The following is a 26945-nucleotide window of genomic DNA, read 5'->3' as shown; positions in this document are numbered from 1 at the left end:
TGAACATATTTTACATACTGACGTGAGGGATGCGCTATGACTGCCACCAACGAATTGAATAATGAACAAAAATTACAGGTCAATGATAAGCCAGCATTACATCCAGATAATACAAAAGACAGTTACGAAGGGCGTAAGCACGAACCTAATATCGATGGTCCACAACAAGAGTCGCAAGAAACTGACGAGATATATGTCGATCCTCGTAAAGAAGAGAATCTACCAGCTGGTGGCAAGAACGTTGCAGATTTGAATGTCTATGATTTGAGCCAAGAAGACAATGAATAGCATTAAATTGATTGATGCCTAGGTTGGATATTCAGTCAGATTAATAATCTGCTAAACCGCTATCAAAAAACCAAGCAGTTGCTAAAACATGAATAATAAGGATATAGCCATGCAAACCAATGATCCAGCACTCACCAAGACACAAATTAGTGAAACTGAAAACCTTCTTAATAGCCGCGATTCGGATGATAATTTTCCCAGTAATGCTACCTCTCATGAGCATAGTGAGGTTGATAGTGGTATTGAAAAGAAGATCACTGAAAACAAAGGAACAGATACCTTTGAAGAAGGCATCGTCAATTCAGAGCATGTGAACGATAATGATAATCCAGCACGTCAGCCTGATCGTCGAGACCAAGAAGGTAACGCCTTTGATGATGGCGTAAATGAGCATACGATGGTTAGCGAGACGTCCAAAAGCGAAGGTATTACCAATATGAATCGTTATGCAAACATCGATAATGCCCAAACACGGGTGTTAAATCCTGACGAAAAAGACTAATAACTTTATATACAGAATTCATTATATACAGAATTCATTAAATACAAATTTTACTCTATTCATAGAATGACTACTTTAATAAGGAATGATGATGAGTACGCCAGATGACAAGGTCGTCAGCCAAAGCCATAAGTTAAGAGATGCGAACGACAATAATGGTATCGTACCCGCTGATGCGTTACAAAAAGTCAATCCAGCAGCGGCAGAAAGGGCAACCGATGATCACGATCCTCATCATGTCGCTAAAGATAATAAACAATACGACAGCCCATTAATGAAAGATGATAAATAACCATTTATTTTGAGATAACAAAATTTAAATAGAAGAGCAAAAAGTAAAGTAACGGATTGGAGCATGGAACTCGGTCAGTTACTTCACTTTTTTACTGTATAAAACGATGTCTAATCGCGTGGATTTAAGCAGGGGTGCCGCTATGAAAACGTAGCTCATGATCTGGGCTAGAGATCAATTCGGCTTCTACTTCTTTGAAAAACGCGACGCGCTCATCAATGCTGTCCTCAGATAGTGATTGAGCCAAGGCTAAATAATCCTCAAAGTGACGACTCTCTGACTTCAGTAAGTAGCGATAATACTTTGCCAAACGCTCGTCGTCGATGACTTCAGCAAGCGCGGCAAAACGTTCACAAGAGCGCGCTTCGATAAATGCGCCGATTATCAATACATCAACCATCGCTGCTGGCTCATAAGTATGTTTGTGTTTTAACATACCTTTGGCATAACGTCCGGCACTCAGATATTTCCATGCCTGACCACGGTCATTCATGATACCTAAGACCTGCTCATAATGAAGCATTTCCTCACGTATCAATTGCGCCAATTTACGCTGCAAATCATAAGAAAACTCATAGCGGAATATGAGATTCATGGCGGTGCCAGCGGCCTTTTTTTCGCAATTGGCATGATCTTGAATGATCAGCGGTACATTCGCAATAGCCGCATTAACCCAAGCTTGCGTCGTGCGCGCACCCAAAAAATTATAAACAGCAGATAGGTCAACCTTGATCGGGGTGCGTAGCTTTGCGATATCGACATCGTCCTCTTCGATATCGTCTTTCACTATAAGATGTTCTTCTATACTGCTGTCGTTCATGACCTTGTCATTACTGTTCTTGATTGTCATATCTTCTTTATTCATAGTCTTTGCCATAATCGAACGCTTAAAATGTCTTTTTCAAATATTAAATAGATAACGGTTAAGCATAAATCTGTGAGGTAATGATTACTGATAGTTTATCTGTACTGGATGAGGTACTAATCAATAAGTGCTAATAAAACCTCTTAGCGCTTATGTCATATAGGTTATCATTCTTATACAACCCCAGTATTTATTTAATGAATGATGTTTTCTTGTTTATTTCTTTGTTTGATAGTAGGATGATATTTTGCTTAAGCGCTATTTTGTCTTACTATTGATGTGTAGCCATATTGTATTGTTGCAGTGGTGATGATTGCCAATATTATGCAGTTGAACCGTTTAAAGTGGGTACAAGGCAACCGAGCTCAAATTGTACACTAAGTACATTAAGCGAGGTTGACACCATAATCAAATGCTTTGACTATGCTAATGGCTAATGCGGCAAAAAACATAGGTTAATAGCATAGCATAAATAGTTGAGTCACTATTCACGACAAGCTTGTATGATATATCAGTAGGTTTACTTAGTATTTCATCTAAATTTGGAATAGATGCCTAAGGCCGACAATGTGTAATCATTGCGGTAGCAACTTCGTATTTACACCCCTCACGAACAGATAAGGATAACAACATGAGCCAGTCTTCTAACGCCAATCGTATTCAAAAAGGCATTCTTGCCATCGACCAGCAATTGTATGACTTTATTGAAAACGAAGTGCTGCCGAAAGTCGGTGTTGATTCAGACAGTTATTGGTCAGGTTTTGAAAAGGTCATTAAAGAGTTTACGCCGCGCAATAAAGCATTGCTTGCAACTCGTGACAAGATTCAAGCGCAGATTGACCAATGGCACCTGCAGCATCCTGCCAAAGACGGCAACATTGATTATCCTGCTTACAAAGCATTCTTACAAGAGATTGGCTATCTGTTGCCAGAAGGCGATGATTTTAAAGTTAGCACAGAAAATGTCGATGATGAGATTGCTCATATTGCAGGCCCGCAGCTGGTCGTACCAGTACGTAATGCGCGCTACGCATTGAACGCAACCAACGCTCGTTGGGGCAGCTTGTATGATGCTTTATATGGTACTGACGTTATCAGTGACGAAAATGGTCAAGAAGCAAAAGGTGGTTACAATCCAACTCGTGGCGCTGCTGTCGTTGCTTATGCCAAACAATTCTTAGATGAAAACTTTGCATTGGCGTCAGGTTCATATAACGACGCGACCGGCTTTAAAGTGGTCGATGGTAAGCTTGAAATTGTCCAAGGTGATAGCAGTACTGAGCTAAAAGATTCAGAAAAATTCGTTGGTTTCGTCGGTGATGCAGAAAATCCAACGGGTATTTTATTAAAAAACAACGGCTTGCATGCAGAAATTCAAATAGATGCCAATCATCCAGTCGGTAAAGACGATCCTGCTCATATCAAAGATGTGCTACTAGAGTCAGCCATTACGGCGATCCAAGATTGTGAAGACTCAATCGCTGCTGTTGATGCAGAAGAAAAAGTGGAAGTGTATCGCAATTGGCTTGGTCTCATGAATGGTGACTTGCAAGAAACCTTTGAAAAAGGTGGCAAAACCCGCACACGTCAGCAAAATCCAGATCGTGAATACACCACTCCAGACGGTGGCAAGCTTATCCTGCCAGGTCGTTCATTATTGCTGATTCGTAACGTCGGTCACCTCATGCAAAACCCTGCAATATTGGTCGACTTGGGTGATGGTCAAGAACAAATATTCGAAGGCTTGATGGATGGTCTGATTACACCACTATTAACGCTCAATGACCTTAAAGGTAAAAATGAGCTATCGAATTCACGTAAAGGTTCAATGTATATCGTGAAGCCAAAAATGCATGGCCCTGAAGAAGTCAAAATGGCCAACGATTTATTCAATGCAGTAGAAGATTTATTAGGCTTAGAGCGTAATACCATCAAAATCGGTATCATGGATGAAGAGCGCCGTATGACGGTCAACTTAAAAGAAGCCATCCGCCAAGCGAAAGAGCGTGTTATTTTCATTAACACGGGTTTCTTAGATCGTACTGGTGATGAGATGCATACCAGCATGAATGCAGGCCCATTTGTACCTAAGGGTGAGATGAAGTCACAAGCATGGCAGCCAGCCTACGAGCAGTGGAACGTTGATATCGGTTTAGAGACTGGTCTACAGGGTGTTGCTCAGATTGGTAAAGGCATGTGGGCGAAGCCTGATGAGATGAAAGAGATGATGGACACCAAAGCTGCCCATCCTAAGTCTGGTGCTAGTACTGCATGGGTACCATCACCGACAGGAGCAACCTTGCACAGTATGCACTATCATCAAGTAAGTGTTGCTGATGTTCAAGACAGCCTAAAATCACGTGAACGTGCCAGTTTAGACGACATTTTGACCATCCCCTTAGCAAAAAACACCAATTGGACAGACGAAGAGAAGCAGCAAGAGCTAGACAACAATGCTCAGGGCATCTTAGGGTACGTTGTACGTTGGGTAAATCAAGGCGTTGGTTGTTCTAAAGTACCGGATATCAATGATGTTGGTCTAATGGAGGATCGTGCTACCTTGCGTATCTCTAGCCAACATATTGCCAACTGGTTGCACCATGGCGTGGTTAGCGAGCAGCAAGTAATGGATACCATGAAACGTATGGCAAAAGTCGTTGATGAGCAAAATGCAGAGGATAGCGACTATCAGACGATGGCAGATAGCTTTGACCATTCTTATGCGTTCAAAGCGGCTTGTGATTTGGTCTTTAAAGGTCGTGAGCAGCCAAGTGGCTATACTGAGCCATTACTGCATCAGGCACGCCTTGATCTAAAAGCAGGCTGCTAATATTACGCAGGTTAATAGTAAAAGCAGGTTAATATTAAGATAAGGCATGATGAATTTTGCCTTAGGATTCTTAAATGACTGACAGCGGCTGCTTTTTGGCTCATGTGCTTAATAAGAAATCGGTAATGGGTGTTTACTTTAGTTACTATCAGCAAATATTTTTGACACAATAGCCGTGAGAACCGCTTTTTCTCTGCTTTTGTATCAATTTATCGATGCCAATTGTGACTGTCAACATGCCATAAATGACATTTATTATTTTTTATTAGCCCTACTTATTAATGAATAAGTAGGGCTTTATTTCTGTGAATTAAAAAGTATTCATTACGATAATTTCAAGTTCTTGGTAATTATATTAATCAATAATATCTTTATCTATTTGAGCAGGTAGGGATTTTTTCTGCGCAGACCTACATTCTATAGTAGATATAGTGTTCAACAAATACTGAGTTTAAAAATTGAAAAAATATGTTGCAAATTATGTCAAAGTTGTTATGCTTGTATTCGAAGTATGAGTTTGGTAACGGATGTTACGCAACGGAGCGATAAAGACCTAAGTTTACATGGCAGTTACTTTTTAATCCCAGTTATGTAAGTCATGGTTTTTTTCATCTTACTGTAATAGAACTTCGCCACACTTGTTTCTGACTAATCTCGGTAGCCAGTTACACATTATATCTTTGAGGATTTGTGACGATACCATTATGAGCACCAGCTAATAATAGCTAGCTTATTACTAAAATTGTAAAGTGGAGATACCCCATGAAAAAACTACTTTTAGCTACAGCAGTTGCTGCCCTATCTGTATCTGCAGCCAATGCAGCGCCGACTGTCTATGGTAAAGCATTCTTAGCTCTTGACTATGTCAATGCAGATTTCAATGCAACTGCGGCTGGTGAAGATTTCGATGAAAACACAGTAGAAATCAACTCTCATTCTTCACGTTTAGGCTTTAAAGGCTCTGAAGCCATGACTGCTAACACTGATGTTATCTATCAGTTAGAGTATGGCACAAGCATCGACGGTGATAATGATACTTTCTCTAACCGTGATACTTATCTTGGTGTTAACAACAAGCAATTCGGTGAGTTCCGTGTTGGTAAAAACCAATCTAGCCTAGACAAAATTAACAACGTTGTTGTTAACGAAGGTTATTGGGATAACATGGGTACTAACGACATGGAAGACGACGTTGTTGAAGCCTTAAACATGGCTGACAGTCGTCGTATCAATAGCTCAGCTATTTGGACTGCACCAAAATACAATAATCTACCATTAGAATTGTATGCTATGTATAGCTCTGATGATGATAACTTCAACAATGATGCTGGTTTTGGCGTTGCAATGATGTTTGACCAAGGTACAGGCTTCACTGCTGGTGTGGCTTATGACAAAGATCAGAACATTCAAGGTGATATCATCCGTGGTACTGCAACTGTAGACTTAGGTAAATACATCGCCGCTCCTGTAACACTTGGTGCGCTATATCAAGTAGCTGATTTTGATTATGCTCGTGATACTAAGAAAGAAAAAGGTTTAGTGGTTAGTGCTCAAATGGGTCTAAGTAACTTTGCTCGTCCAGCATCTGTATACGCACAATACAACAAAACTGATAACCTTAATGGTTGGAATGATGCTAATTCAGACCAAATCGTTGTTGGTGGCAAATACTTCTTTAAAGACAACATCATCATGCATGCCTATGCTGGTATGAACAATGCTGATGATCTTAAGAGTCTTGATGTAGATGGTGAGACTTTAGTTACTAGAGGCGATGCTGAAGTATTCGTAGTTGGTAGTGGTCTAGAATACAAATTCTAATCTAAGCATTAGAATCTGATTATAAAAACTCATCCTTCGGGGTGAGTTTTTTTGTTATGTCCTATTTGAGTGGGTAGTACGTTATAATAGCTAGGTACTAAAAACTGAATGTTTCAAAGAGTTTGTGCTTTTGCCCTATATTTTTTGACGTATTTTTAGTAAAATCCTTCTTTACCAATTACCGACAGAGTACTATGACCAAGTTTATATTTGTGACCGGTGGGGTAGTGTCCTCACTAGGAAAAGGTATCACCGCAGCCTCTCTTGCAGCGGTCTTAGAAGCCCGTGGCGTGACCGTCACGATGACCAAGATGGATCCGTACATCAACGTCGATCCAGGTACGATGAGCCCATTCCAGCATGGCGAAGTATTCGTCACCGAAGATGGCGCAGAGACCGATTTAGATTTGGGTTACTATGAGCGCTTCTTACGCCATTCAAAAATGAGTAAGAGCAATAACTTCACTAGTGGTCGTATCTATCAAAACGTTCTAAATAAAGAGCGCCGTGGTGAATATCTTGGTGGTACAGTACAGGTTATTCCACACATCACTGATGAAATTAAGAGTAAGATCTTAGCCAGTGGTGAAGGGTATGATATCGCTATTATTGAGATTGGCGGTACCGTTGGTGACATTGAATCGCTACCATTTATGGAAGCCGTACGCCAAATGCAAGTAGAGCTTGGCCGCAATAGAGCCATGCTGATGCATTTGACGCTAGTTCCCTACATTGCTAGTGCAGGCGAAACCAAAACCAAGCCAACGCAGCACTCAGTAAAAGAGCTGCGTTCTATCGGATTGCAGCCTGATATATTGATTTGCCGCTCTGATCACCACATCTCACCAGACAACCGTCGCAAAATAGCGCTGTTCACTAATGTGGAAGAGCGTGCGGTTATTATGTGTGAGGACGCCCAAAGTATTTATCAAATACCACGCACGCTTCATGAACAGGATCTTGATGATTTGATCTGTGAGCGTTTTGGTTTAGATGTACCAGAAGCAGATTTAAGTGATTGGGATAAAGTGGTTGAAGCTCAACTTAATCCTGAAATGACTCTCACGGTGGCGATGGTTGGTAAATACGTCGAGTTACCTGATGCTTATAAGTCGATCAACGAAGCACTGCTGCATGCTGGTATCACTCATAAAGCCGATGTCAAGATTGACTATGTTGATGCTGAGCGTCTAGAAGATGATGACAGCTTATTGGCGCAGTTACACAATGCTGATGCCATCCTAGTACCAGGTGGTTTTGGTGAGCGCGGTACGATGGGTAAAATAAAAGCCATCACTTATGCTCGTGAAAACAACGTTCCATATTTAGGTATTTGCCTTGGTATGCAGCTAGCAGTGATTGAATACGCGCGTAATGTACTCAAAATTGATGCCAACTCTTCTGAGTTTGATCGCAAAACGGCAGAGCCTATCATTGGTCTTATCACTGAGTGGTTAGATGAGCGCGGCGAATTACAGATTCGTAGTGATGACTCCGACCTTGGCGGTACCATGCGTTTGGGCGCGCAGCAAGCCGAATTGGTTGCTGGTAGTAAGCTGAGCCAAATCTATGGCGCCAAAAATATCACTGAGCGTCATCGCCATCGTTATGAGATGAACAATCGCTATATCGAGCCATTAGAGCAAGCAGGCATGACCATATCTGGTTATTCTGCCAAGCAGCACCTAGTAGAATCGGTCGAGATTGCTGATCATCCTTGGTTTGTTGCCGTACAGTTCCACCCTGAATTTACCAGCTCGCCACGCGGTGGTCATCCACTGTTCAACAGCTTTGTAAAAGCGGCTAAGAACTATAACGAAAACAAATAATCGTTAACGTATGAAAATTTGCATGTATAAAAAAGACTGATCTTCGGATTGGTCTTTTTTTTGAGTTTAATTTGATTACTTTGGTCACGAATGAGGTTGTTTTTCAGCAATACGCATGACAATTTTTCTAATGGTTGGTAAGCAATTACGCTTAACCCCTTTTTTTACTGAGTCTATCGGTTACAATATGGGATAGAAATATTGATAACAATAAAGAGGGCAACGACTTCATGGAACATTTATCAACGGCGCAATCACATATCAAACTTACTACGCCAAATGGCAATACTATTAATATCGGTAACGATCAGCCGTTTGTGTTGTTCGGTGGTATGAATGTTTTAGAATCAAAGGAATTAGCATTCGAGATTGCGGAGCAATATGTCGAAATATGTCAGCGTTTGGGTATTGGCTATGTCTTCAAAGCCAGTTTTGATAAAGCCAACCGTTCAAGCCTGCACTCGTATCGAGGTCCTGGGTTAGAGCAGGGTATCGATTGGCTAGGTCAAATCAAAGAAAAGTTCCAAGTGCCGATCATTACTGATGTGCATGAGCCGTATCAAGCTGCACCCGTCGCTGAAGTGGCAGATATCATTCAACTACCTGCATTCTTATCGCGTCAGACAGATTTGGTACATGCGATGGCGAAGACAGATGCGATTATCAACATCAAAAAAGCGCAGTTTTTAGCGCCGCATGAGATGCGTCACATCGTTAATAAATGCCTCGAAGGGGGTAACGATAAATTGATTCTTTGTGAGCGTGGTAGTGCCTTTGGTTATAATAATCTGGTCGTTGATATGCTAGGTTTTGATACCATGAAGCAGATGAATATACCGGTGTTCTTTGATGTGACGCATAGCTTACAGCAGCCGGGTGCACGTAGCGATAGTGCGGGCGGTCGCCGTGAACAAATCACAACATTGGCACGAGCAGGGATAGCGACAGGACTGGCGGGGTTATTTTTAGAGGCGCATCCAAGCCCAGAAACCGCAAAATGCGATGGTCCGTGTGCTCTACGTATGAGCCAGTTAGAGCCGTTTTTGCATCAGCTTAAGCAAATTGATGACTTGGTCAAAGGCTTTGAGGTGTTAGATACTCATTAATTTATTCGCAGATAATAAGAGACTGAGATCATGGCGATTCAAACAGCAAAAGTCAGTATCGAAAATATCGATGATGATGAAGGGTTAAAGAGTGTGATGACAGCATTGAAAAATATCGCAGGGGTGACGGCCATCGAGCTTGATCCTGATAATAATGTTGCCACCATACGTTATAAAGACACAGACACCAGTATCCATGCCTTTACCGCAGCAATTAGTACTGTCGATTATGTGACCCAGCCGTTTCCTCTTGATGCACCGCAAAACCCACATCATGATGATTAGCTTTTATTAAGAGCTCTGATTCTAAAATAAGACAGATGACCTGTCGCTTAGGCTTAAATGTACGGTTCTATTAATAAAGTGACAACTAAAGAGACTTGTTGTTAACCGTGATAGAGCTTATGCTAGTTGAATACTGTTTTTATAAAGCTTTGAAGTACAATGATAAAAGCAGCTTGTGTCAATATATAACTACTCACTGATAAAAATTCAGTTACAAGAATAAGGAGCCTTTCATGGCAAACCAAACACGTATTATTAAAATTGATGGCATGACTTGCGGTGGCTGTGTGGCAAGTGTGCATAATGCTACTGCCGATATCGATGGATTAGACGATATCAGTATTGAGCTTGCAGACAATCAAGCGACGGTTACTTTTGATGACAGCAAAACCAGTGTCGAGACAATTGCTGCTGCTATCGAAGATGCTGGCTTTGATGCTACTGTTGCCAATGCTTAAGCTCATTCGTTCGTATTAAAAAACCAGCTATCATGGCTGGTTTTTTAATGATTAAAAGTTATTGATAGTATTGTCGAAATACAGTGTTTTCTTTTTCAGTATCGCTAAAGAAGCTGAAAGGGTTGAAAGATTTGAATTACTATTAATCATGACCATTTAATGTTTAATACCTGTATTTAGCCTTAGTGCAATTATTTATTGAGAGTCGCCTACTAATTATTCAGTTCGACCATACCAATATTAAATTTTAAAGTGTGATATTTGTTTGACTTAGATGTCCCATCCACTGAGTTGCTGTCCTAACTCAGACGATTTTATAACGCCATAACGCCATACCGAGTTTTATTTATGAATGATTCTACCCAAACTGATACTCATCATGCCTACGATGTAAAAACTGATATTCAATCCAATACGCCGCACACGCCGCAGCGTGCACACTTGCAGTTGGCGATTGAGGGGATGACATGTCAAGCCTGTGCCTCACGAATTGAGAAGGTGCTCAATAAAAAGCCGTCGGTATACGAGGTGAGTGTAAACTTCGCTGGTGAGACTGCTAATGTCGATTATGATCCGACCCAGACAACGCCTGAACAGGTGACAGAGTGGGTAAATAAAACAGGCTTCGTTGCTAATTTGCAGGCGGCCGATAGTTTATTTGCAAAAACAGACGAAGATACCGCGACTCAGTACCCGTGGCGCTTGATAGGGTTATGGATTTGCTTGGTGCCGTTTTTAGTTGGTATGGCAGGTATGCTCGTTGGACAGGGTATGGCGTGGATGCCACCGGTTTGGCTTCAGTTTATATTAGCGACCATTGTACAGTTTGGGCTGGCATTACCGTTTTATAAAAGTGCTTGGGCGTCTATCAAAGGTGGTCTTGCCAATATGGACGTATTGGTAGTCATCGGTACGGTAACCATTTGGGCGTATTCAACGTATCTGTGGCTGACACATGGCGATGGTACTTTAACTAGTCTGCTGCAAAGTGGTCATGCTGGTGGTCACGGTGCGGATGGCAGTCCTGCGGTGTATTTTGAAGCAGGCGTCATGGTCATTGCTTTTGTGCGTACGGGTAAATATCTAGAAGAGCGCACCAAAAAACACAGCCTCAATAGTATCGATTTATTATTGTCCTTAACCCCCGATGAAGTCGAACAGCAGCAGCCGAATGGCGATTTTCACAATGTTGCTCTTAAAGACGTGCAAGTTGGTGATATTTTGCGTGCTAAACAAGGCAGCCGTGTCGCAACGGATGGGGTAGTCATTGATGGCAGTGGCTGGTGTGTGGAGAGTCACTTAACGGGTGAGTCGGTACCGCTTAAAAAAGAAGTGGGAGATAAGCTGTTGGCAGGGGCCTTGGTCGAAAATGGCAGCTTGTTATACCGCGTCAGTGCTAAAGGTAGTGATACAAAGCTTGGTGATATGGTACAAGCCCTCAGCGATGCCCAAGGCTCAAAAGCCAATTTAGCCCGTCTTGCCGATAGAGTGACGGCAGTATTCGTACCAGTCGTCGTTGCCATTGCGCTTATCACCTTTGGGGTGACGTGGTGGCTGACTGGCATGATGGATACTGCCTTAATGCATGCCGTATCGGTGTTGGTCATTGCTTGTCCTTGTGCCCTAGGTTTGGCAACGCCAGCCGCTATTATGGCTGGTATGGGTGTTGCTGCTCGTCATGGTGTCTGGTTCAAAGATGCACAAAGCCTTGAAGCGGCAGGCAACATTGATACAGTAGTGCTCGATAAAACAGGTACTTTGACCATTGGTAAGCCGACTATCGTAGATCATGTGATGGTGGATAAATCGCTTGCAGTCGATGATGTTCTACAAATTGCAGCAAGCGTTGAGGCGCATGCCAGTCATCCGCTAGCAACAGCATTGATTAACGCGGCTACTGAGCGAAACTTGCCCTTGATGAATGTGACTGATATTAGTGTCATTAAAGGCGCTGGTATACAAGCAAATATTGAAGGTCTGGGTGTGGTAAAAGTCGGTACCGCAGAGTTTGCTAACTTAACGCTGCCTAAGTTGATGCCAAAGGTATGGCAAATTGCCAGTACCGTCGCCGTCAGTATTAATGATGAAGCTTTAGGTGCTTTTGCCCTAGCCGATGACTTAAAAGTAGATACTCCGAAAGCTATTACTGCGCTACAAGATGCAGGTATCAATGTCATTTTGATGAGTGGTGATAAGCAGTCTGTCGTCGATCATGTGGCAGGGCAGCTGGGTATTGAACAGGCTTATGGTAAAATGAGCCCACGTGATAAGGCCAGTCAAATTGCCTTGTTGCAAACGGCTGGTCATAAGGTTGCAATGGCAGGCGATGGTGTCAACGATGCGCCAGCGATGGCAACTGCCGATGCAAGCTTTGCCATGTTTGAAGGCACAGATGTCGCCCAGCATAGTGCGTCTGCCCGCTTGATGGGCGAGTCGCTCATGCATATTGACGCCGCGCAAAAAATCGCTAATGCAACAGTGCGCAACATCAAGCAAAATTTATTTTTTGCCTTCATTTATAACTGTCTGGGTATTCCGCTTGCTGCTTTTGGCTTTTTAAATCCTATGATTGCCGCTGCTGCGATGGCGCTTAGTTCTATTTCTGTATTAATGAATGCGTTACGTTTGACTCAATTTAAAACAGAGGTTGAGCTGGATAACACAGTATCTGGCTCCGAGACTAAAGCAAAGCGTCTAACGAAAGCATAAGAGTCATATTACTTTTGATATTATGGGTGTTGAGACAAATCCATAATTGGTAATTTGTTCATCTAGGTGTGATTTTATGAGCGCCAGTCGGTGTAAGATAAGGGAAGTTTGGCAAAATTTATGCTATGATGCCAAGCACTATAGCTGACGGTTAAAGTATTAAAACTACCTTTAATCTTGCTCAAAACTTGCTGATTATAGAGGTAAGCAAAGCTGGTTTGGGCATAGCACTATACGAGATTTTGCTTTATCTTTTTTGTATTCTAGTTGCCGTTATTTATCCCACAAACTTGGCATGACCAAAGGAATTAACAGACATTATGTACGCTGAAGAAACCACCAACGTCACCGCAATTAAAGACATTCGCGCCCGTGAGATTTTAGACTCGCGTGGTAACCCAACCATCGAAGCCGATGTAATCTTAGCTGATGGCACTATCGGCCGTGCTGCTGCGCCAAGTGGTGCATCAACTGGTTCACGCGAAGCGCTTGAGCTACGTGATGGTGACCAAAGTCGCTATATGGGTAAAGGCGTCAAAAAAGCCGTTGCTAACGTCAATAGCCAGATTCGCAGCGCGTTGATGGACAAAGACGTCACCGAGCAGCAAGGCATTGATGATGCAATGATTGCGCTAGATGGCACAGAAAACAAAGACAGTCTTGGTGCTAATGCCATGCTAGCGGTGTCTCTTGCTACTGCAAAAGCCGCTGCCAAGTCACAAAGCTTGCCATTACATCAATACATTGCAAACTTGCGCAATCAGACGTCGCTGACGATGCCTGTACCGATGATGAATATCTTAAACGGTGGTGAGCACGCGGACAACACGGTTGATATCCAAGAATTTATGATTGAGCCTGTTGGTTTTACCAGCTTCTCAGAAGCGCTGCGTGCTGGTACAGAAATTTTCCACAGCTTGAAATCTGTGTTGAAATCACAAGGCCTAAATACTGCAGTTGGTGATGAAGGTGGTTTTGCGCCAAACTTACGTAGCAACGAAGAAGCTATCACGGTCATCATGCAAGCGATTGAGCAAGTAGGCTATAAAGCGGGCGAAGACATTCATTTGGCGCTAGATTGTGCGGCTAGTGAGTTTTATAAAGATGGTCAATATATCTTGGCAGGCGAGGGCAATAAAGCCTTTGATAGCCAAGGATTCTCAGATTATCTAGTCGGTTTGGCACGTCAATATCCTATTATCTCTATCGAAGATGGGCTTGATGAGTCTGATTGGGATGGTTGGAAATATTTGACTGAGCAGATTGGTGATAAAGTTCAGTTGGTTGGTGATGATTTATTTGTGACCAATCCTGCTATCTTGCAAGAAGGTATCGATAAGCATATTGCTAATGCGATTTTGATTAAATTTAACCAAATTGGTACCTTATCCGAAACGTTAGATGCGATCTATCTAGCGAAGAAAAATGGCTATGCAACCATTATCTCACATCGTTCAGGTGAAACTGAAGACAGCACCATTGCAGATTTAGCCGTTGGTACTGCTGCTGGTCAGATTAAAACTGGCTCACTATGCCGTTCAGACCGTGTCGCAAAATACAATCAGCTGTTACGTATTGAGCAACAAGTCCGTGCAAGCTATCGTGGTCGTGAAGAGTTCATCGGTCTACGTGGTTAACAAGCCAGATTTCTTGCTACAGCTAGGCGATATGTCATCATTAATAGGGTCGTATATCGCTTAGTAAGCTTAGCTGGTTTTTTATTTTAATTATTGTCTCTATATTGTTTGGCGTTATTATCTTATGAAATACTTTAGCCAATTTATGCTACTTGCTCTAGCCGTTGCCGTCCTTTTAGGACTGCAATATCAGTATTGGCTGGGTGAAAATGGTCGCTTTGAGCATAATAAATTGCTGACTCAAATCGAAGATCAACAACGCCTAAACGAAAACCAAGTGGCGGCAAATAACTTATTGCGTACTGATGTGCATGACTTGAAAAATGGTCTTGAGGCAGTAGAAGAGCACGCACGTTTAGATTTGGGCTTGATTAAGCCGAACGAGACCTTTGTACAGGTATCTACGGCGCCCACGACACATAGCCGTTATTAATTGCCCTTAACTGTCTAAAATTATGATCTTCTATTGTCTATAATAGAAACCTTATTTATCTGAAATTTATTACCTCTCTTATTCTTCATTTCTCCCTAGCCATACTGTCATGGGTTCTAACCATGAATACTACTTTATGAACATTGCCTTATGAATACCAAACCTAATGTACATGCCATGATTGTCGCTGCGGGTCGCGGTAGTCGTTTTGGATCCTCTATCGCCAAACAATATACGATGTTGCAGGGGCAGACCTTGCTACAACATAGTGTGGCACGGCTTGCTGGTAGCGCTTATATTGATAAATGCTTATTGGTCGTCGCAGCAGATGACAGTACGGTACAAACATTGAATTTTTCGCTACCTATACATTATGCCATGGGCGGCGCTGAGCGCTGGCAGTCTGTACAGGCAGGGGTAAAGGCGATTGTTGATGCGGGAGCGGACGACTCAGACTTGGTCGTTATTCATGATGCTGCACGTCCTGCGGTTCCCAATCATGATATTGAACAAGTCATCGAAGCGGCGATGCTAGAGCCTTATGGTGCTATCTTAGCGACACCGGTGGCTGACACCTTAAAGGAGTCTTATCTCCAGTCTACCGCTCAATCTGAGCTTGTAGAGGAGACTCCTGTAGTTAAACCTACAATTAGTAGCAGCATACATCCTTATGCTAAACGCACTATCAATCGCCGTCATATGTGGCAAGCACAAACGCCGCAAGTGTTTCGCTTAGGTCAGCTGCAGAAAGTATTACATTATGTCACTGAACACGAGCTGACCATTACTGATGAAGCCAGTGCATTTGAATACTTGGCATTGCCCATTCGCCTCGTGACTGGTAGTCGCCAGAACATAAAGCTCACGTATCCTGATGATGCCATTTTGCTTGCAGCAATTATTAATGCCCAGTCCTAGGGTATGTCCTCAATTCGAACGATAGTCATCTGAATCGGCTAAAAATGGCTAAAGGTATGCCAAACAGCGTCAAATATCTGGTTAATATGTACATATTATCTGTACTGTCTTCCTTTTTTTCCTAACATTTATCTCATTTTTATCGCTATTCTAAAATTGAGGACACGGCCTCGTTATTCTGATAAATATCAAAAAATGCTCTACTCTTTATTTGCTTACGCTTACTACTAGTTATCTAGGATAGTACCTAGAGTGTTTCTATATATTGATAAGTTTGGATAATGCAGTAATTGATATTGCAATAGGCACCAGTCTGTATCAATCATTACTAATGAGCCGATGGCTTTATCACTCACTCTTTAAGATTTTCTGTCATCAATTTCGCACCATATTACCTACTTATTCTATCGCTGCCAAAAAACCACACTTCAAATTCTCAGCATAAATAGTTCTAAAATATTGTTTGGTTTTATCAATTAATGATATAAGGTAAACATATATTGCTTTGATGACTAAATTAGCCTATGATGTAACGAACTTAATACAATTAATATAAACATTTATAAAATCAATAATATACCAAGCCGATTTGATATTTTCAAAGATCTTGTCTCTATGTTTTTTCTAAAGTTAGTATGGTTGTCTTAGCTACATTTACCTGAAAATAGGGAGAAGCTGATTGTCAACAATCAATGATTCTACAAGTCCAGTAACGACAGATCTCTGTCAGCTTATATATATAAGCCAAATTACTTCGACTGGTCTTTCAAGCCCCAGCACGCTTAACGACATCTCAGAGGTCGCGATTGAGCGTAACCAAGCCGATAACATTACGGGTATTCTTTGCTATGGCAATGGCTACTTTTTTCAATGTGTAGAAGGGTCCGAACAGGATTTAACCAATCTAAAGAATCGCTTGTTGGTAGATGATCGACATAAAGAATTAAAAATATTAGACTTTTCAGAAATTACCGAACGCCGTTTTTCGAACTGGTCTCTACGTTCTATTACGCTTGAACGTTGGATGACTAAAGAGCCTGAGCTGAAAAAACTCATGCCGTTTAAGCCCTATGACTGGGGCTCTAATGAATGGCGAACATTCTTAGATATCTTACAAGAGTATTATGAGGAACAAGCAAGAACTGGCAATATTGACACGCCGCCTATCAAGTACAGCACATTAGGTGTGACGTTAAGTAAGGTCGTCGGTCAGCATCAAGCGTTCTTTTTGATTCAAACGGTACTAGGCATCATGATTGTTATGACATTGTTATGGCTAATGCTATCAGATAAGATTTGGTAGTTCTTATAAATACAGACTATTTGATCTAAAAATCCAGTATTAAATGCTGGATTTTTTTTGCTTAAATTTATGATAAAAACTTCAATTAATAAACAAAGTAGCAAGTTAAGCATCGAAACTATGGATAGCTATGCTTAGTTTCGATGCTTTATAACGCTAATAGGCATATTACAGTGGATTCAAAATAATTTAGAATCAAAGGAGGCGGGGCAAGTGGACGCCCTATCACTAATATCTTGAGCGAACTTAATACCGAATTTTATCTATAAAATTAACTATGCTTCATTTATCAAGTAAATTGGCGATCACGGGCTAAGTTTTGAGATATTAAGAGCGTCATGATATAAAAAACAGGCATAAAAAAAGCCCAATCACAATATTATGTGATTGGGCTTTTCGGTGGTACGCTTATTAGTCTTATCAGATGCTTTGCAGCAAAATTGCTAATAAGTGACGCCAAATAGTGGCGTCCCCAGGGGGATTCGAACCCCCGTTACCGCCGTGAAAGGGCGGTGTCCTAGGCCTCTAGACGATGGGGACTAGTAACACAACACCTCAGCTGCTTTCACCTTTATGCTGAAGTGGTGCGTATTCTAATAGCGTCTGCGCTTGCTGTCAAGCCTTTTTCTTCTTCTTTTTAAAATTAAATATCTTTTTTTGATTGCACGGCGAGGATGTAAGTCATTACGCTTTAAATGATAGCGAATCCATAGAGAAGTACAAGCACTGATAGTCAATGCGAGTAGCATATAACCGAGGATGGTTCCCCATAACTTAAGCTGTGGATCCATAATAGTGTCCCTCCTATTACGCCTCGATAGCATGAATCATACTGGCTATCGAGACAATGCGGGCAACTTAAACCATCTATAGGATATAAAGAGACGTTCTAACGTGAGGGTTTACAATAACTTGTCTAGTTTTGAATTATTGTACACAATATAGTGTTCAATGGTTAGACAAGTCGCTGATTTATTGTGCTATCAATCATATCCCTATCGATTGTAAGATCAAGATGTTAAAGTCATCAAGTATTACAAATAGCACTATTATGGGTAGTTGGCAATATAGGATATGTGATAAATGGATTATTTATTACCGCTATCCGTCAAATCCGCTTTATTGTCTTCAGTATGCATCGCATTAGCCAGCATAGGGTAATGGTTTAGGATATGACAAAACAGCTCAGCGGTCTTTTGCGTATCATATAGTGCAGAATGAGCATCATTGCCATCAAAATCAAGGCCTGCTGCCTTACAAGCACGTGCTAACACTGTCTGACCAAATGCCAGCGCGGATAAGGTCACTGTGTCAAAAACTGAAAAGTTATGAAATGGGTTGTGACTTTTGTTATTGCTACGCAGCACGGCCGCATTCAAAAACGCCAAGTCAAAATGGGCGTTGTGTCCAATTAAGACGCACTGGCGGCAGTCTTCAGTACGGCGTACTTCTTTTAACCCTTTAAAGATACGGCGTAGTGCTGTTTTCTCATCTTCGGCAATGGCTTTACGCATCGGATTGTTGGGATCAATCCCAGTGAAGGCAAGGGCACTCGGTTCGAGATTCGCGCCTTCAAAGGGTTCGATATGAGCATTGAATGCTTCCCCAGGATAAAACACACCCTGCTCATTCAGTAGCACAGGAATACAGGCAATTTCCAGCAAAGCATCGGTTTGCGCATTAAAGCCGGCAGTTTCCACATCAACGACGACAGGCAGAAACTTACGAAATCGGTCTTTTAGACGCATTGGTGCTAGCTCGTCTGCTGCGGTATCTTCTGTGTGACTATTTGACGTGATCTTAAGGCTGTTATCTACAACGTTTGATGGGTTTTCGTCAGGTAAGGTGACATCGTTTGGAGTGGTCATATCTGGTTAAATCGCTTTTATCAGTCGTACTGTTATATTGAATTAAGACATTAAATGAAAAACAAACACCCTATGATACAAATCACACCGCTGGTTAGTAGGTGTCATGCTTATCATAGGGTTAAAATTCTAAAGTTAAAATAGACTAAAGACGGTTTCACTTAGTGAGTTTTATGCTTTGATAGACCAAGGTAGCGTCTCACCCGCCATTAATGGCGTTAATGATGAGCCATCAAAGTAAGGATAGGCTACTGGCACTTGCATAGTCGTATTGACAAGCGTAATAGTGCTTTCATTGACTGGTAATCCATAGAACTGAGCACCAAAACGGCTGGCAAAGCCCTCTAACTTGTCTATTTTACCTACGCTATCAAAAGCGGTGGCATACAATGCTAGCGCCGTTGCAGCGCTATAGCAGCCAGCACAGCCACAAGCGGCTTCTTTTTTATCCGTTGCATGTGGGGCTGAGTCCGTGCCTAAAAAGAACTTGGGATTGCCACTGGTAGCCACATCTAATAATACTCTTTGATGGCTTTCACGCTTGAGGATAGGCAAGCAATAAAAATGCGGTTTGATACCGCCAACCAACAGATGATTGCGGTTAAACATCAGATGCTGCGGGGTAATAGTGGCGGCAATGTGATTGCCTTGTGCTAAGACAAAATCAGCGGCATCACTGGTGGTAATATGCTCGACGACAATCTTTAATGTGGGGAATTTGACGATAATTTGCGCCAATACTTCGTCTAAAAAGCGTTTCTCACGGTCAAAGATATCCACATGATCTTGCGTCACTTCGCCATGTATCAGTAATGGTAGGTTGTACTTTTCTAATGCTTCAAAAACATCGACGCAGGCGTTAATATTGGTGACGCCATCAGCCGAATTGGTAGTCGCGCCAGCAGGATAAAGCTTGACCGCTTGGACGATACCTGATTGTGCTGCCATCTCGATATCTTGGGCAGTGGTTTTGTCAGTGAGATATAAAGTCATACGTGGATCGAATGCAGTTTTGCGCTCAGCATCCAGCTCACTGGCTGCTAAGTGCGCCATGATGCGGTCGCGATAGGCACGCGCATCGTCAGTGTTCTTAACAGGAGGCACTAAGTTTGGCATACATATGACACGGTTAAAACTGTTTGCTGCATGCGATACAGTAGTGCTCAATGCTTTGCCATCACGTAAATGAATATGCCAATCGTCTGGCTGAAGGATGGTCAATTCTCTAATCGAATCAGTCATAATGTCGTCGCGCTCTATATCGTCATATACGGAAATAAAAGGAAGGGATACTGTACCGCTATCATAACAGATTTGCCTACTTGACTAAATATGCGGCTAAATATCTGTACATAATAGATTGGTTGTTTTTTTATTTGCGGCAATCAACTGTCACCTACATGTGAACAATTGAAATCTATCGACCCAAAATTTAAATCAAAAGCTTGTGCCATGGGGCAGTTGCACTTTTGCCTATAGTAAATATGATGTACACTGAGCAAGTAATTTATCTTTTGATTGAATCTTAGTGCTTTTCCTAAAACTAAATGCTCACAACAGGAGTTTTTCATGGCTCAACTTGATCCAAAAAATATTAATAAAATCGTCTTGGCCTATTCAGGTGGTCTTGATACCTCCATCATCGCTAAATGGTTGCAAGAAACCTATGATGCAGAAGTTATTACCTTTACCGCTGATATCGGTCAAGGCGAAGAAGTTGAGCCAGCACGTGCCAAAGCGGAAGCCATGGGCATCAAACATATTCATATTGAAGACTTACGTGAAGAGTTCGCCCGTGATTATGTATTCCCGATGTTCCGTGCCAATGCCATCTATGAAGGTGAGTATCTGCTCGGTACTTCTATCGCACGTCCATTAATCGCTAAGCGTTTGGTTGAGATTGCTAAAGAACATAACGCCGATGCCATCAGTCATGGTGCGACTGGTAAAGGGAATGACCAAGTACGTTTTGAGCTTGGTGCGGTTGCTTTATCGCCTGACGTGGTTACCATTGCACCATGGCGTGAGTGGGATTTGTCGAGCCGAGAGAGCTTGATGGAATATGCCAAAGAGCATGACATTGCCATTGATTATGCGGGCAATAAGAAGAAATCTCCGTACTCAATGGATGCCAACTTATTACACATCTCTTATGAAGGCGGTATCTTAGAAGACCCATACGCCGAAGCAGAAGATGATATGTGGCGCTGGTCAGTGAGTCCAGAAGAAGCACCTGATGAAGCACAATATCTAGAATTAGAATACAAAAAAGGCGACATCGTTGCTATCGATGGTGAAGCGCTTAAGCCTTATGAAGTCATGATTAAGCTTAATGAGATTGGTGGTCAGCATGGTATTGGCCGTTTGGATATCGTCGAAAACCGTTATGTCGGTATGAAATCACGCGGTTGCTATGAGACGCCAGCGGGTACCATTATGCTAAAAGCGCATCGCGGTATTGAGTCATTGACGCTCGATCGTGAAGCCGCACATTTGAAAGATGAGCTGATGCCACGCTACGCTAAAACGATTTATAACGGCTATTGGTTCAGCCCTGAGCGTATGATGTTGCAAGCGTTGATTGACAAATCACAAGAATACGTTAACGGCACAGTACGCGTAAAACTATACAAAGGTGCTGTGAGTGTTGTTGGTCGTAAGTCAGATGATTCGTTATTCGACGAAAAAATCGCGACTTTCGAAGATGATGCTGGTGCTTACGATCAAAAAGATGCGGAAGGTTTCATTCGCTTAAATGGCCTACGTTTGGCGATTGAAGCCAGCCGTGGTCGCGATTTATCAAAGTAAGTATACTTTGCTAGATAAAGCATGAATAAGATACATGAATCAAAAGGCGCTATGTTAATAGCGCCTTTTTTTGTGGATTTTTTAAAGGTTTGTTCGATCATTTTTTACTACTTAATAAATTATGTATTAATTGCTGCTGTTTATCATTGAGACGCTTTTGTTTCTTTGGCATCAGGCTCATCATCATCCATCCTGACAATGGCCACATCTTGCTGTTGACGTTCCTCGATAAGGTCTTGTTCTATGACCTCTTCTGTCGCCAGTAACACACCGTCAGATTTTTGGCTTTGATACTTGAGAGCTGCAAGCCCGCCAAGCACACCGATAACAGCAATAATAATCAAGATAACCGGATTTTTCCACAGCGGTATGGATGCCTCGTACTCAATGGGCTTTTCACTAGTTGTGGTTGGCGTATTGTCGTTATTACCACCGATTAAGCCCAGACTAACCAGAGGCGGTTTTGGTGCGCTGGCAGGTTCGGAAGTAATACGTAGGCGATTACGTTGTAAGTATATTTCTGAAATCTTAGCCAATTGCAGTAGCCAGCGTTGGTGCGGTAAGCTGATGGCGGTCATTTCTGCAAAGATCAACAAGTCATTATGTTTGCCTTGTTGGGCATTTGCAGATGAGCGTCCGATGACTTTTAAATAATTACCCGTCGCCAGTTGCATATCTTGCACAGGCTCATGACGTTCAGGTTTGAAAGTCGTTAACTCATGCCAGTAATGATTGAAAGCTGGCGGGGTGCCAGCGAGCTGCTCTGTGCTCAATAAGGCACGTTCTGTGTTGGAGTTATGTTCGGATTTGGCTGCTGATTTTATCTTTACTGCCGAGTCTAAAACGACCTCCGATGCTGCAATTAGACCTTTATCGTCATTACCTTCATTTAATTCGACAGAGATAGACGTTGGCTCATTGGCGGCAAAGCGAGCAGCTGATAAAAACTGCGGTTGTAAAGCGAACCATTTATCCATCTCGTTGTTATCAAGTTGGCTATATTCGGCCAAAATAGCCAGTTCACGTAAGACAATCACGCATAGAGATGTGAGGAGTATCTGTACTTGCTGCGTTGTTGCGTCAATCTGCTGAGCAATATAATCACTGGCTTTAATCACACGAGCATTATCATAAAATATCGCATCCGCCGCATCATGGCGATGATATAACGTCGCATTAATGGTCGAAAAGTTCATCGAATTATACTGGCGTAGCTCTTTGACAGCGCCGCGACTAAACAGCTTTTTGCTCACGGCTTGACCATCATTGTGCTGCTGGTAAGCGAGCAAGGCACTGACAATGGCCTGCAAACTAGCATCCATTGCCAATCGCGCTTGCGGTAATGAAAGCTTGGCGGCATCTGCCAATAATGACACCATTGGCTTGGTATCTTGATAGAGAAAATCATACATCGACACACGTGTCGGTGAAATAGTCGTCATAATCTGCTAGCATCAAAAAGTGTGCCCCTATATTACGGTGCCAAAAGCCTTGATACAATCCTTTAATAATAGAAAAAACCAGTCAACTTACTCATCACGCGATCAATAATGCCCTCAACCTCATTAGTGACAGTTGGAAGCCCTTTATGAAAAACAACGAAAACTCTGATATACATTTAGTGATTAATATTGCTCAGCAAACATTGATTCTCTACCAGCACAATAAAAAAATGGCTCAATATGCGGTGTCTACCGCGAAAAATGGTATTGGCAGTCAGCAAGATAGTGGCTGCACACCTCTTGGCAAGCACTTTATTGCAAAAAAAATCGGTGCAAGCGAACCCATAAATACGGTTTTTATTGGACGTGTCCCTACCGGCGAGATATATGAAGCAAAGCTGGGTATGCTACATCCTGAGCGCGACTGGATCTTAAGCCGTATTCTTTGGTTAGGGGGTGTGGAAGAAGGGTTGAATAAAGGCAGTAATAGTGAAGGTGGCTGTGATACTTATCAGCGTTATATTTACATTCATGGTACGCCAGATAGTGAGCCGATGGGCGAGCCACTCTCGCACGGCTGTATACGTATGCGTAATGAGGATATTATTAAGTTGTTCGACCAAGTTGAAGCGGGTACATCGGTAGTGATTATCGCTCATTAACCACTATTTATTAAATGCTGCTGAGTGAATTATTTTTGCCGAAGAGCTTAAGTAAAACAGAATAACTGCATAGATTAATTGATAAAATAAACTTTATGGAGTATAGATATTATTTAGCATAATGATATAATAAATCCCTTGTTAAAAATCAACGTGTCATCCCAAACATGGCTCGTTTAACCTATATTTTATTATAATTACAAGGATAATATTGATGTCTAAAGAAAGCCTAGTCACTTTACAACAAGCCTTTGATGAACGCCGTTCGATCTATGCCTTGGGCAACGAGCTACCAGTAGAGCCACAAACGATTGTAAATATGGCAGAGCGGGTTTTATTACATACCCCTTCTTCTTTTAATTCGCAATCTTCGCGATTGGTCGTACTGTTTGGTGCAGAGCACCAGAAGTTGTGGGATATCGCTGAAAACAAACTGCGTGAAGCAGTCGGTGATGGCGATTTTTCTGGCACTAAGCAAAAGCTAGATAGCTTCCGTGCCGCTGCTGGTACCGTGCTATTTTATGAAGATAACAAGGTGATTAAATCATTGCAAGAGCAGTTTGCGCTATACGCAGACAAATTCCCAGTTTGGGCACAGCAAACCTCAGCCATGCATCAGTATGCCATGTGGACAGAACTACGCACGCTGAATATTGGTGCAAATTTACAGCACTACAATCCGCTTGTGGATGAAGACGCAGCTAAGGCTTTTGCTATCCCAGATAGTTGGGAGTTGGTGGCACAAATGCCATTTGGTAACATTGTTGAGCCTGCTGGCGAAAAAATGTATCAGCCAGTCAGTGAGCGTATGAAAGTTCTGGGTTTATAAAATGCTCAAGCTTATAAAAGCGCTAGGCTTAGCAAATAAATGCTAATTTTTGATGTATCATTGACTGAGTCGAGTTGTTAAGTTTCAACATAGCTGAGTTTAATCATCCAATCAAAAAAAGCGCTCAAAAAAAGACAGCCCACATAAAGTGAGCTGTCTTTTTTCTTCTAGATTTTGTTTATTCTAAGCGTTGTTCCTGTTGCTAAGAGTATTTTTAGCGAAATATTGAGCTGTCTGTTACTTTAGCCAAGCATTTTTCAGTAGGTTTATGGTCTATCGCTTGCATGGCTGCAAACCAACCAGCTCCATATAGTGCATTCCTCTCTGTCTCTGATTTTAACTGATAGTGCTGTTGATACACCATATGATTGCGATATTGATTCAAAGATTTTTGCGCTTTTGCTAAATATTTTAGCCAGCGTTTGTTTGTCTTTTTCGTTTTTTTCTTTTTTGACTTTTTCTTATCTAATAATGGCGCAGCAAACTCACTGATATAAAGTAAGGTCGTTAACTGTTGATGTAGTTCATGCATGGCTTGCGTTTCATTAAAGCTCTCTACATCAATGTTTTCTGTATTGTCACTTTCTACATCAAGACTTTGTGTATTGACGCTTTCTGAGTCAATACCTTCTAAGTCCACACTTTGTAAATCGTCATTTTTTAAATCACCACTTTCTATATTCATGCTAGCAGAGTCAGCACCGTTTTTACTCTGAAGCTTTTGCACTGCTTTGCCAAGCTTTGCCTGCTGTTTGGATAGTGTTTTTGCCAGTTTATCGATGGCGAGTTGGTCAGATTGCGGTTCAAGGCTTGGGTTACTCATGGTAAAGGCGATCAGCTCAAGTAAGATCAACTGAAAATCATTGGCGCTGACAGCATCCTTCGGAGTAATCTTCAGCGCGTCGATATCTGTTGTCCAATCGACTGTAGGTGAGCCTTGCTGTTGTAAATTAGGCTCTATATATGAGGCAAGATGGACAAGCTCTCGATAATCATTAATTAAAGCTGTTGTTTGTTTTAGTATCGGCAGCCAGTCTGGATTGATTTCGTCAGAGTAGCTGGTAAATGCTTGTAGGGCAGCTTGCAAGCGGGTAATACCGATATACAGTTGTAATATATGGTCATCTTCTTCGCTGCCAGCGACGATAGCACTACTATTGGGCAGTATTTGCAACAGACAGTTATGCACGGCTGCGCGCACAAAGGCCGGCATGCTGATTTTTTTATCGATATTTAGCTGGCTAAGGTCCGTATGAACGGCTGAGCTATGCTGCTGCCCAGTAATGAGTAAGCCACCGCGTTCAGCTTTGGTCACCGTAGACAGACAAAGCTTATAGCGTTTACACCAAGTTTTAGCGGTTACAAATAAAAAATCGATATCTCCTGATACCAGCTCAAACTCAATTTCTTGAATAGCAGCGCGCTGAGTATCATCATTGCCGTGAATGATTTCTCCATAATCGTACGCCATCTCGATATGGTTAATTGCTTCATCGTCACCCTCATCTACCAGCAATCGTGCGATGCGCTCTACATCGGTAACATATAGCCGTGTGAGATTTTTAGCCAGTTTTTTTAGCTTAAATTTAGCCAGAGCAGGGGCGACAGAGGTATTTTTATAAATGGTTAAATCAGGCATGAGCGCATTATTATCGAGCATCGCCTCTACCTGCTCACTATCCAGTACCGCATTATGCTCTAAACGTGCCGCAATGCCGTCGCCGCCCGCTTTGATGGTCTGTACCCAAGCGTCGCCTTCTTTACGAATGCGTAAGCCAATGCCTGCCTCTGCAAGCTGTTGGTCAGGGGTATCGTAATAATGGGCAGCCAGTGGCGTCACCTCAGAAGATTTGACTCTTGCTTGGCGCATTAAACCTTTTAGTCGCGACTCTGGTACCAAAAACTTTAGCTCTATCTCTTGCATGATGGCTCCCGATTATTTTAATAAATTTGAATCACTACCATCGTATGAAAGCTATCGGCGAATAACAAGCGAAATCTTTTCTATAAATAATCTAAGCGAATATTAGAGATATACTTTTAGTAAGTAATCATTATAA

The 26945-nt window shown here is 42.0% G+C and carries 23 protein-coding genes and 1 tRNA gene; 17 read left to right on the top strand and 7 right to left on the bottom strand.

The window, feature by feature from the left end:
• Positions 1-36: 36 nt before the first annotated feature.
• From JFC10_RS03785 to JFC10_RS03775, 3 genes are all read left to right on the top strand, one after another.
• The gene (locus tag JFC10_RS03785) at positions 37-288 is read left to right on the top strand and encodes a hypothetical protein (RefSeq protein ID WP_198331735.1); all 252 of its coding nucleotides are present in this window, start codon (positions 37-39) and stop codon (positions 286-288) included.
• Between the two features lie 109 nt (positions 289-397).
• Positions 398-790, top strand: a complete 393-nt coding sequence (locus JFC10_RS03780; protein ID WP_198331734.1) for a hypothetical protein — start codon at positions 398-400, stop codon at positions 788-790.
• Positions 791-881: 91 nt separating this feature from the next.
• Positions 882-1082, top strand: a complete 201-nt coding sequence (locus tag JFC10_RS03775; RefSeq protein ID WP_198331733.1) for a hypothetical protein — start codon at positions 882-884, stop codon at positions 1080-1082.
• Between the two features lie 124 nt (positions 1083-1206).
• Here JFC10_RS03775 and miaE read toward each other — a convergent pair whose 3' ends face one another.
• Positions 1207-1902: a tRNA-(ms[2]io[6]A)-hydroxylase gene (gene miaE, locus JFC10_RS03770; RefSeq protein ID WP_406947328.1), complete on the bottom strand. Its 696-nt coding sequence runs from the start codon at positions 1900-1902 to the stop codon at positions 1207-1209.
• Positions 1903-2578: 676 nt separating this feature from the next.
• Here miaE and JFC10_RS03765 point away from each other — a divergent pair.
• The 11 genes from JFC10_RS03765 to JFC10_RS03715 all read left to right on the top strand — a co-directional run bounded on the left by JFC10_RS03765 (position 2579) and on the right by JFC10_RS03715 (position 17276).
• On the top strand, positions 2579-4777 hold the full coding sequence (locus tag JFC10_RS03765; RefSeq protein ID WP_198331732.1) for a malate synthase G: 2199 nt from the start codon (positions 2579-2581) through the stop codon (positions 4775-4777).
• Positions 4778-5539: 762 nt separating this feature from the next.
• Positions 5540-6598: a porin gene (locus tag JFC10_RS03760; protein WP_193011699.1), complete on the top strand. Its 1059-nt coding sequence runs from the start codon at positions 5540-5542 to the stop codon at positions 6596-6598.
• 194 nt (positions 6599-6792) lie between these two features.
• A complete protein-coding gene (locus tag JFC10_RS03755) occupies positions 6793-8427 on the top strand; it encodes a CTP synthase (protein WP_198331731.1) in 1635 nt (544 codons plus the stop codon).
• A 230-nt stretch (positions 8428-8657) separates the two neighbouring features.
• A complete protein-coding gene (kdsA, locus tag JFC10_RS03750; protein WP_193011697.1) occupies positions 8658-9533 on the top strand; it encodes a 3-deoxy-8-phosphooctulonate synthase in 876 nt (291 codons plus the stop codon).
• A gap of 30 nt (positions 9534-9563) precedes the next feature.
• Complete coding sequence (locus JFC10_RS03745) at positions 9564-9818, top strand: heavy-metal-associated domain-containing protein (protein ID WP_198331730.1); 255 nt, start codon at positions 9564-9566, stop codon at positions 9816-9818.
• Positions 9819-10051: 233 nt separating this feature from the next.
• Positions 10052-10276: a heavy-metal-associated domain-containing protein gene (locus JFC10_RS03740; protein ID WP_193011695.1), complete on the top strand. Its 225-nt coding sequence runs from the start codon at positions 10052-10054 to the stop codon at positions 10274-10276.
• A 348-nt stretch (positions 10277-10624) separates the two neighbouring features.
• The gene (locus JFC10_RS03735) at positions 10625-12985 is read left to right on the top strand and encodes a heavy metal translocating P-type ATPase (protein ID WP_198331729.1); all 2361 of its coding nucleotides are present in this window, start codon (positions 10625-10627) and stop codon (positions 12983-12985) included.
• A gap of 320 nt (positions 12986-13305) precedes the next feature.
• Positions 13306-14622: a phosphopyruvate hydratase gene (eno, locus tag JFC10_RS03730; protein WP_045444505.1), complete on the top strand. Its 1317-nt coding sequence runs from the start codon at positions 13306-13308 to the stop codon at positions 14620-14622.
• 124 nt (positions 14623-14746) lie between these two features.
• Entirely contained in the window at positions 14747-15055 is a 309-nt protein-coding gene (locus tag JFC10_RS03725; protein ID WP_193011693.1) for an FtsB family cell division protein, read from the top strand.
• A gap of 150 nt (positions 15056-15205) precedes the next feature.
• The gene (ispD, locus tag JFC10_RS03720) at positions 15206-15973 is read left to right on the top strand and encodes a 2-C-methyl-D-erythritol 4-phosphate cytidylyltransferase (protein WP_198331728.1); all 768 of its coding nucleotides are present in this window, start codon (positions 15206-15208) and stop codon (positions 15971-15973) included.
• A 679-nt stretch (positions 15974-16652) separates the two neighbouring features.
• Positions 16653-17276 (top strand): BLUF domain-containing protein, encoded by a 624-nt coding sequence (locus tag JFC10_RS03715; protein WP_198331727.1) that lies wholly within the window; start codon positions 16653-16655, stop codon positions 17274-17276.
• A gap of 464 nt (positions 17277-17740) precedes the next feature.
• Here the strand turns inward: JFC10_RS03715 and JFC10_RS03710 are convergent.
• From JFC10_RS03710 to pyrC, 4 genes are all read right to left on the bottom strand, one after another.
• A tRNA-Glu gene (locus tag JFC10_RS03710) sits at positions 17741-17816 on the bottom strand.
• A 53-nt stretch (positions 17817-17869) separates the two neighbouring features.
• Positions 17870-18067: a hypothetical protein gene (locus JFC10_RS03705; RefSeq protein WP_140412980.1), complete on the bottom strand. Its 198-nt coding sequence runs from the start codon at positions 18065-18067 to the stop codon at positions 17870-17872.
• 297 nt (positions 18068-18364) lie between these two features.
• Complete coding sequence (rnt, locus tag JFC10_RS03700) at positions 18365-19024, bottom strand: ribonuclease T (protein ID WP_193011741.1); 660 nt, start codon at positions 19022-19024, stop codon at positions 18365-18367.
• A 291-nt stretch (positions 19025-19315) separates the two neighbouring features.
• Complete coding sequence (gene pyrC, locus JFC10_RS03695; protein ID WP_198331726.1) at positions 19316-20386, bottom strand: dihydroorotase; 1071 nt, start codon at positions 20384-20386, stop codon at positions 19316-19318.
• Positions 20387-20713: 327 nt separating this feature from the next.
• On the opposite strand from pyrC, the gene JFC10_RS03690 reads away from it, so the two are divergent.
• Entirely contained in the window at positions 20714-21952 is a 1239-nt protein-coding gene (locus tag JFC10_RS03690; protein ID WP_193011689.1) for an argininosuccinate synthase, read from the top strand.
• A 143-nt stretch (positions 21953-22095) separates the two neighbouring features.
• On the opposite strand, the gene JFC10_RS03685 is transcribed toward JFC10_RS03690, so the two are convergent.
• The gene (locus JFC10_RS03685; protein WP_198331725.1) at positions 22096-23394 is read right to left on the bottom strand and encodes a hypothetical protein; all 1299 of its coding nucleotides are present in this window, start codon (positions 23392-23394) and stop codon (positions 22096-22098) included.
• 146 nt (positions 23395-23540) lie between these two features.
• On the opposite strand from JFC10_RS03685, the gene JFC10_RS03680 reads away from it, so the two are divergent.
• The gene (locus JFC10_RS03680) at positions 23541-24056 is read left to right on the top strand and encodes a L,D-transpeptidase (protein ID WP_198331724.1); all 516 of its coding nucleotides are present in this window, start codon (positions 23541-23543) and stop codon (positions 24054-24056) included.
• 214 nt (positions 24057-24270) lie between these two features.
• Positions 24271-24885, top strand: coding sequence for a nitroreductase family protein (locus tag JFC10_RS03675; protein ID WP_198331723.1), 615 nt, complete (start codon positions 24271-24273; stop codon positions 24883-24885).
• Between the two features lie 214 nt (positions 24886-25099).
• Here JFC10_RS03675 and JFC10_RS03670 read toward each other — a convergent pair whose 3' ends face one another.
• The gene (locus tag JFC10_RS03670) at positions 25100-26809 is read right to left on the bottom strand and encodes a CYTH and CHAD domain-containing protein (protein ID WP_198331722.1); all 1710 of its coding nucleotides are present in this window, start codon (positions 26807-26809) and stop codon (positions 25100-25102) included.
• Positions 26810-26945 lie beyond the last annotated feature (136 nt).

The sequence above is a fragment of the Psychrobacter aquimaris genome (assembly GCF_016107525.1).
GTDB lineage: Bacteria > Pseudomonadota > Gammaproteobacteria > Pseudomonadales > Moraxellaceae > Psychrobacter > Psychrobacter aquimaris.
The sequence above is the reverse complement of the archived record's forward strand: the minus strand, read 5'-3'. Positions and strand labels throughout refer to the sequence as shown.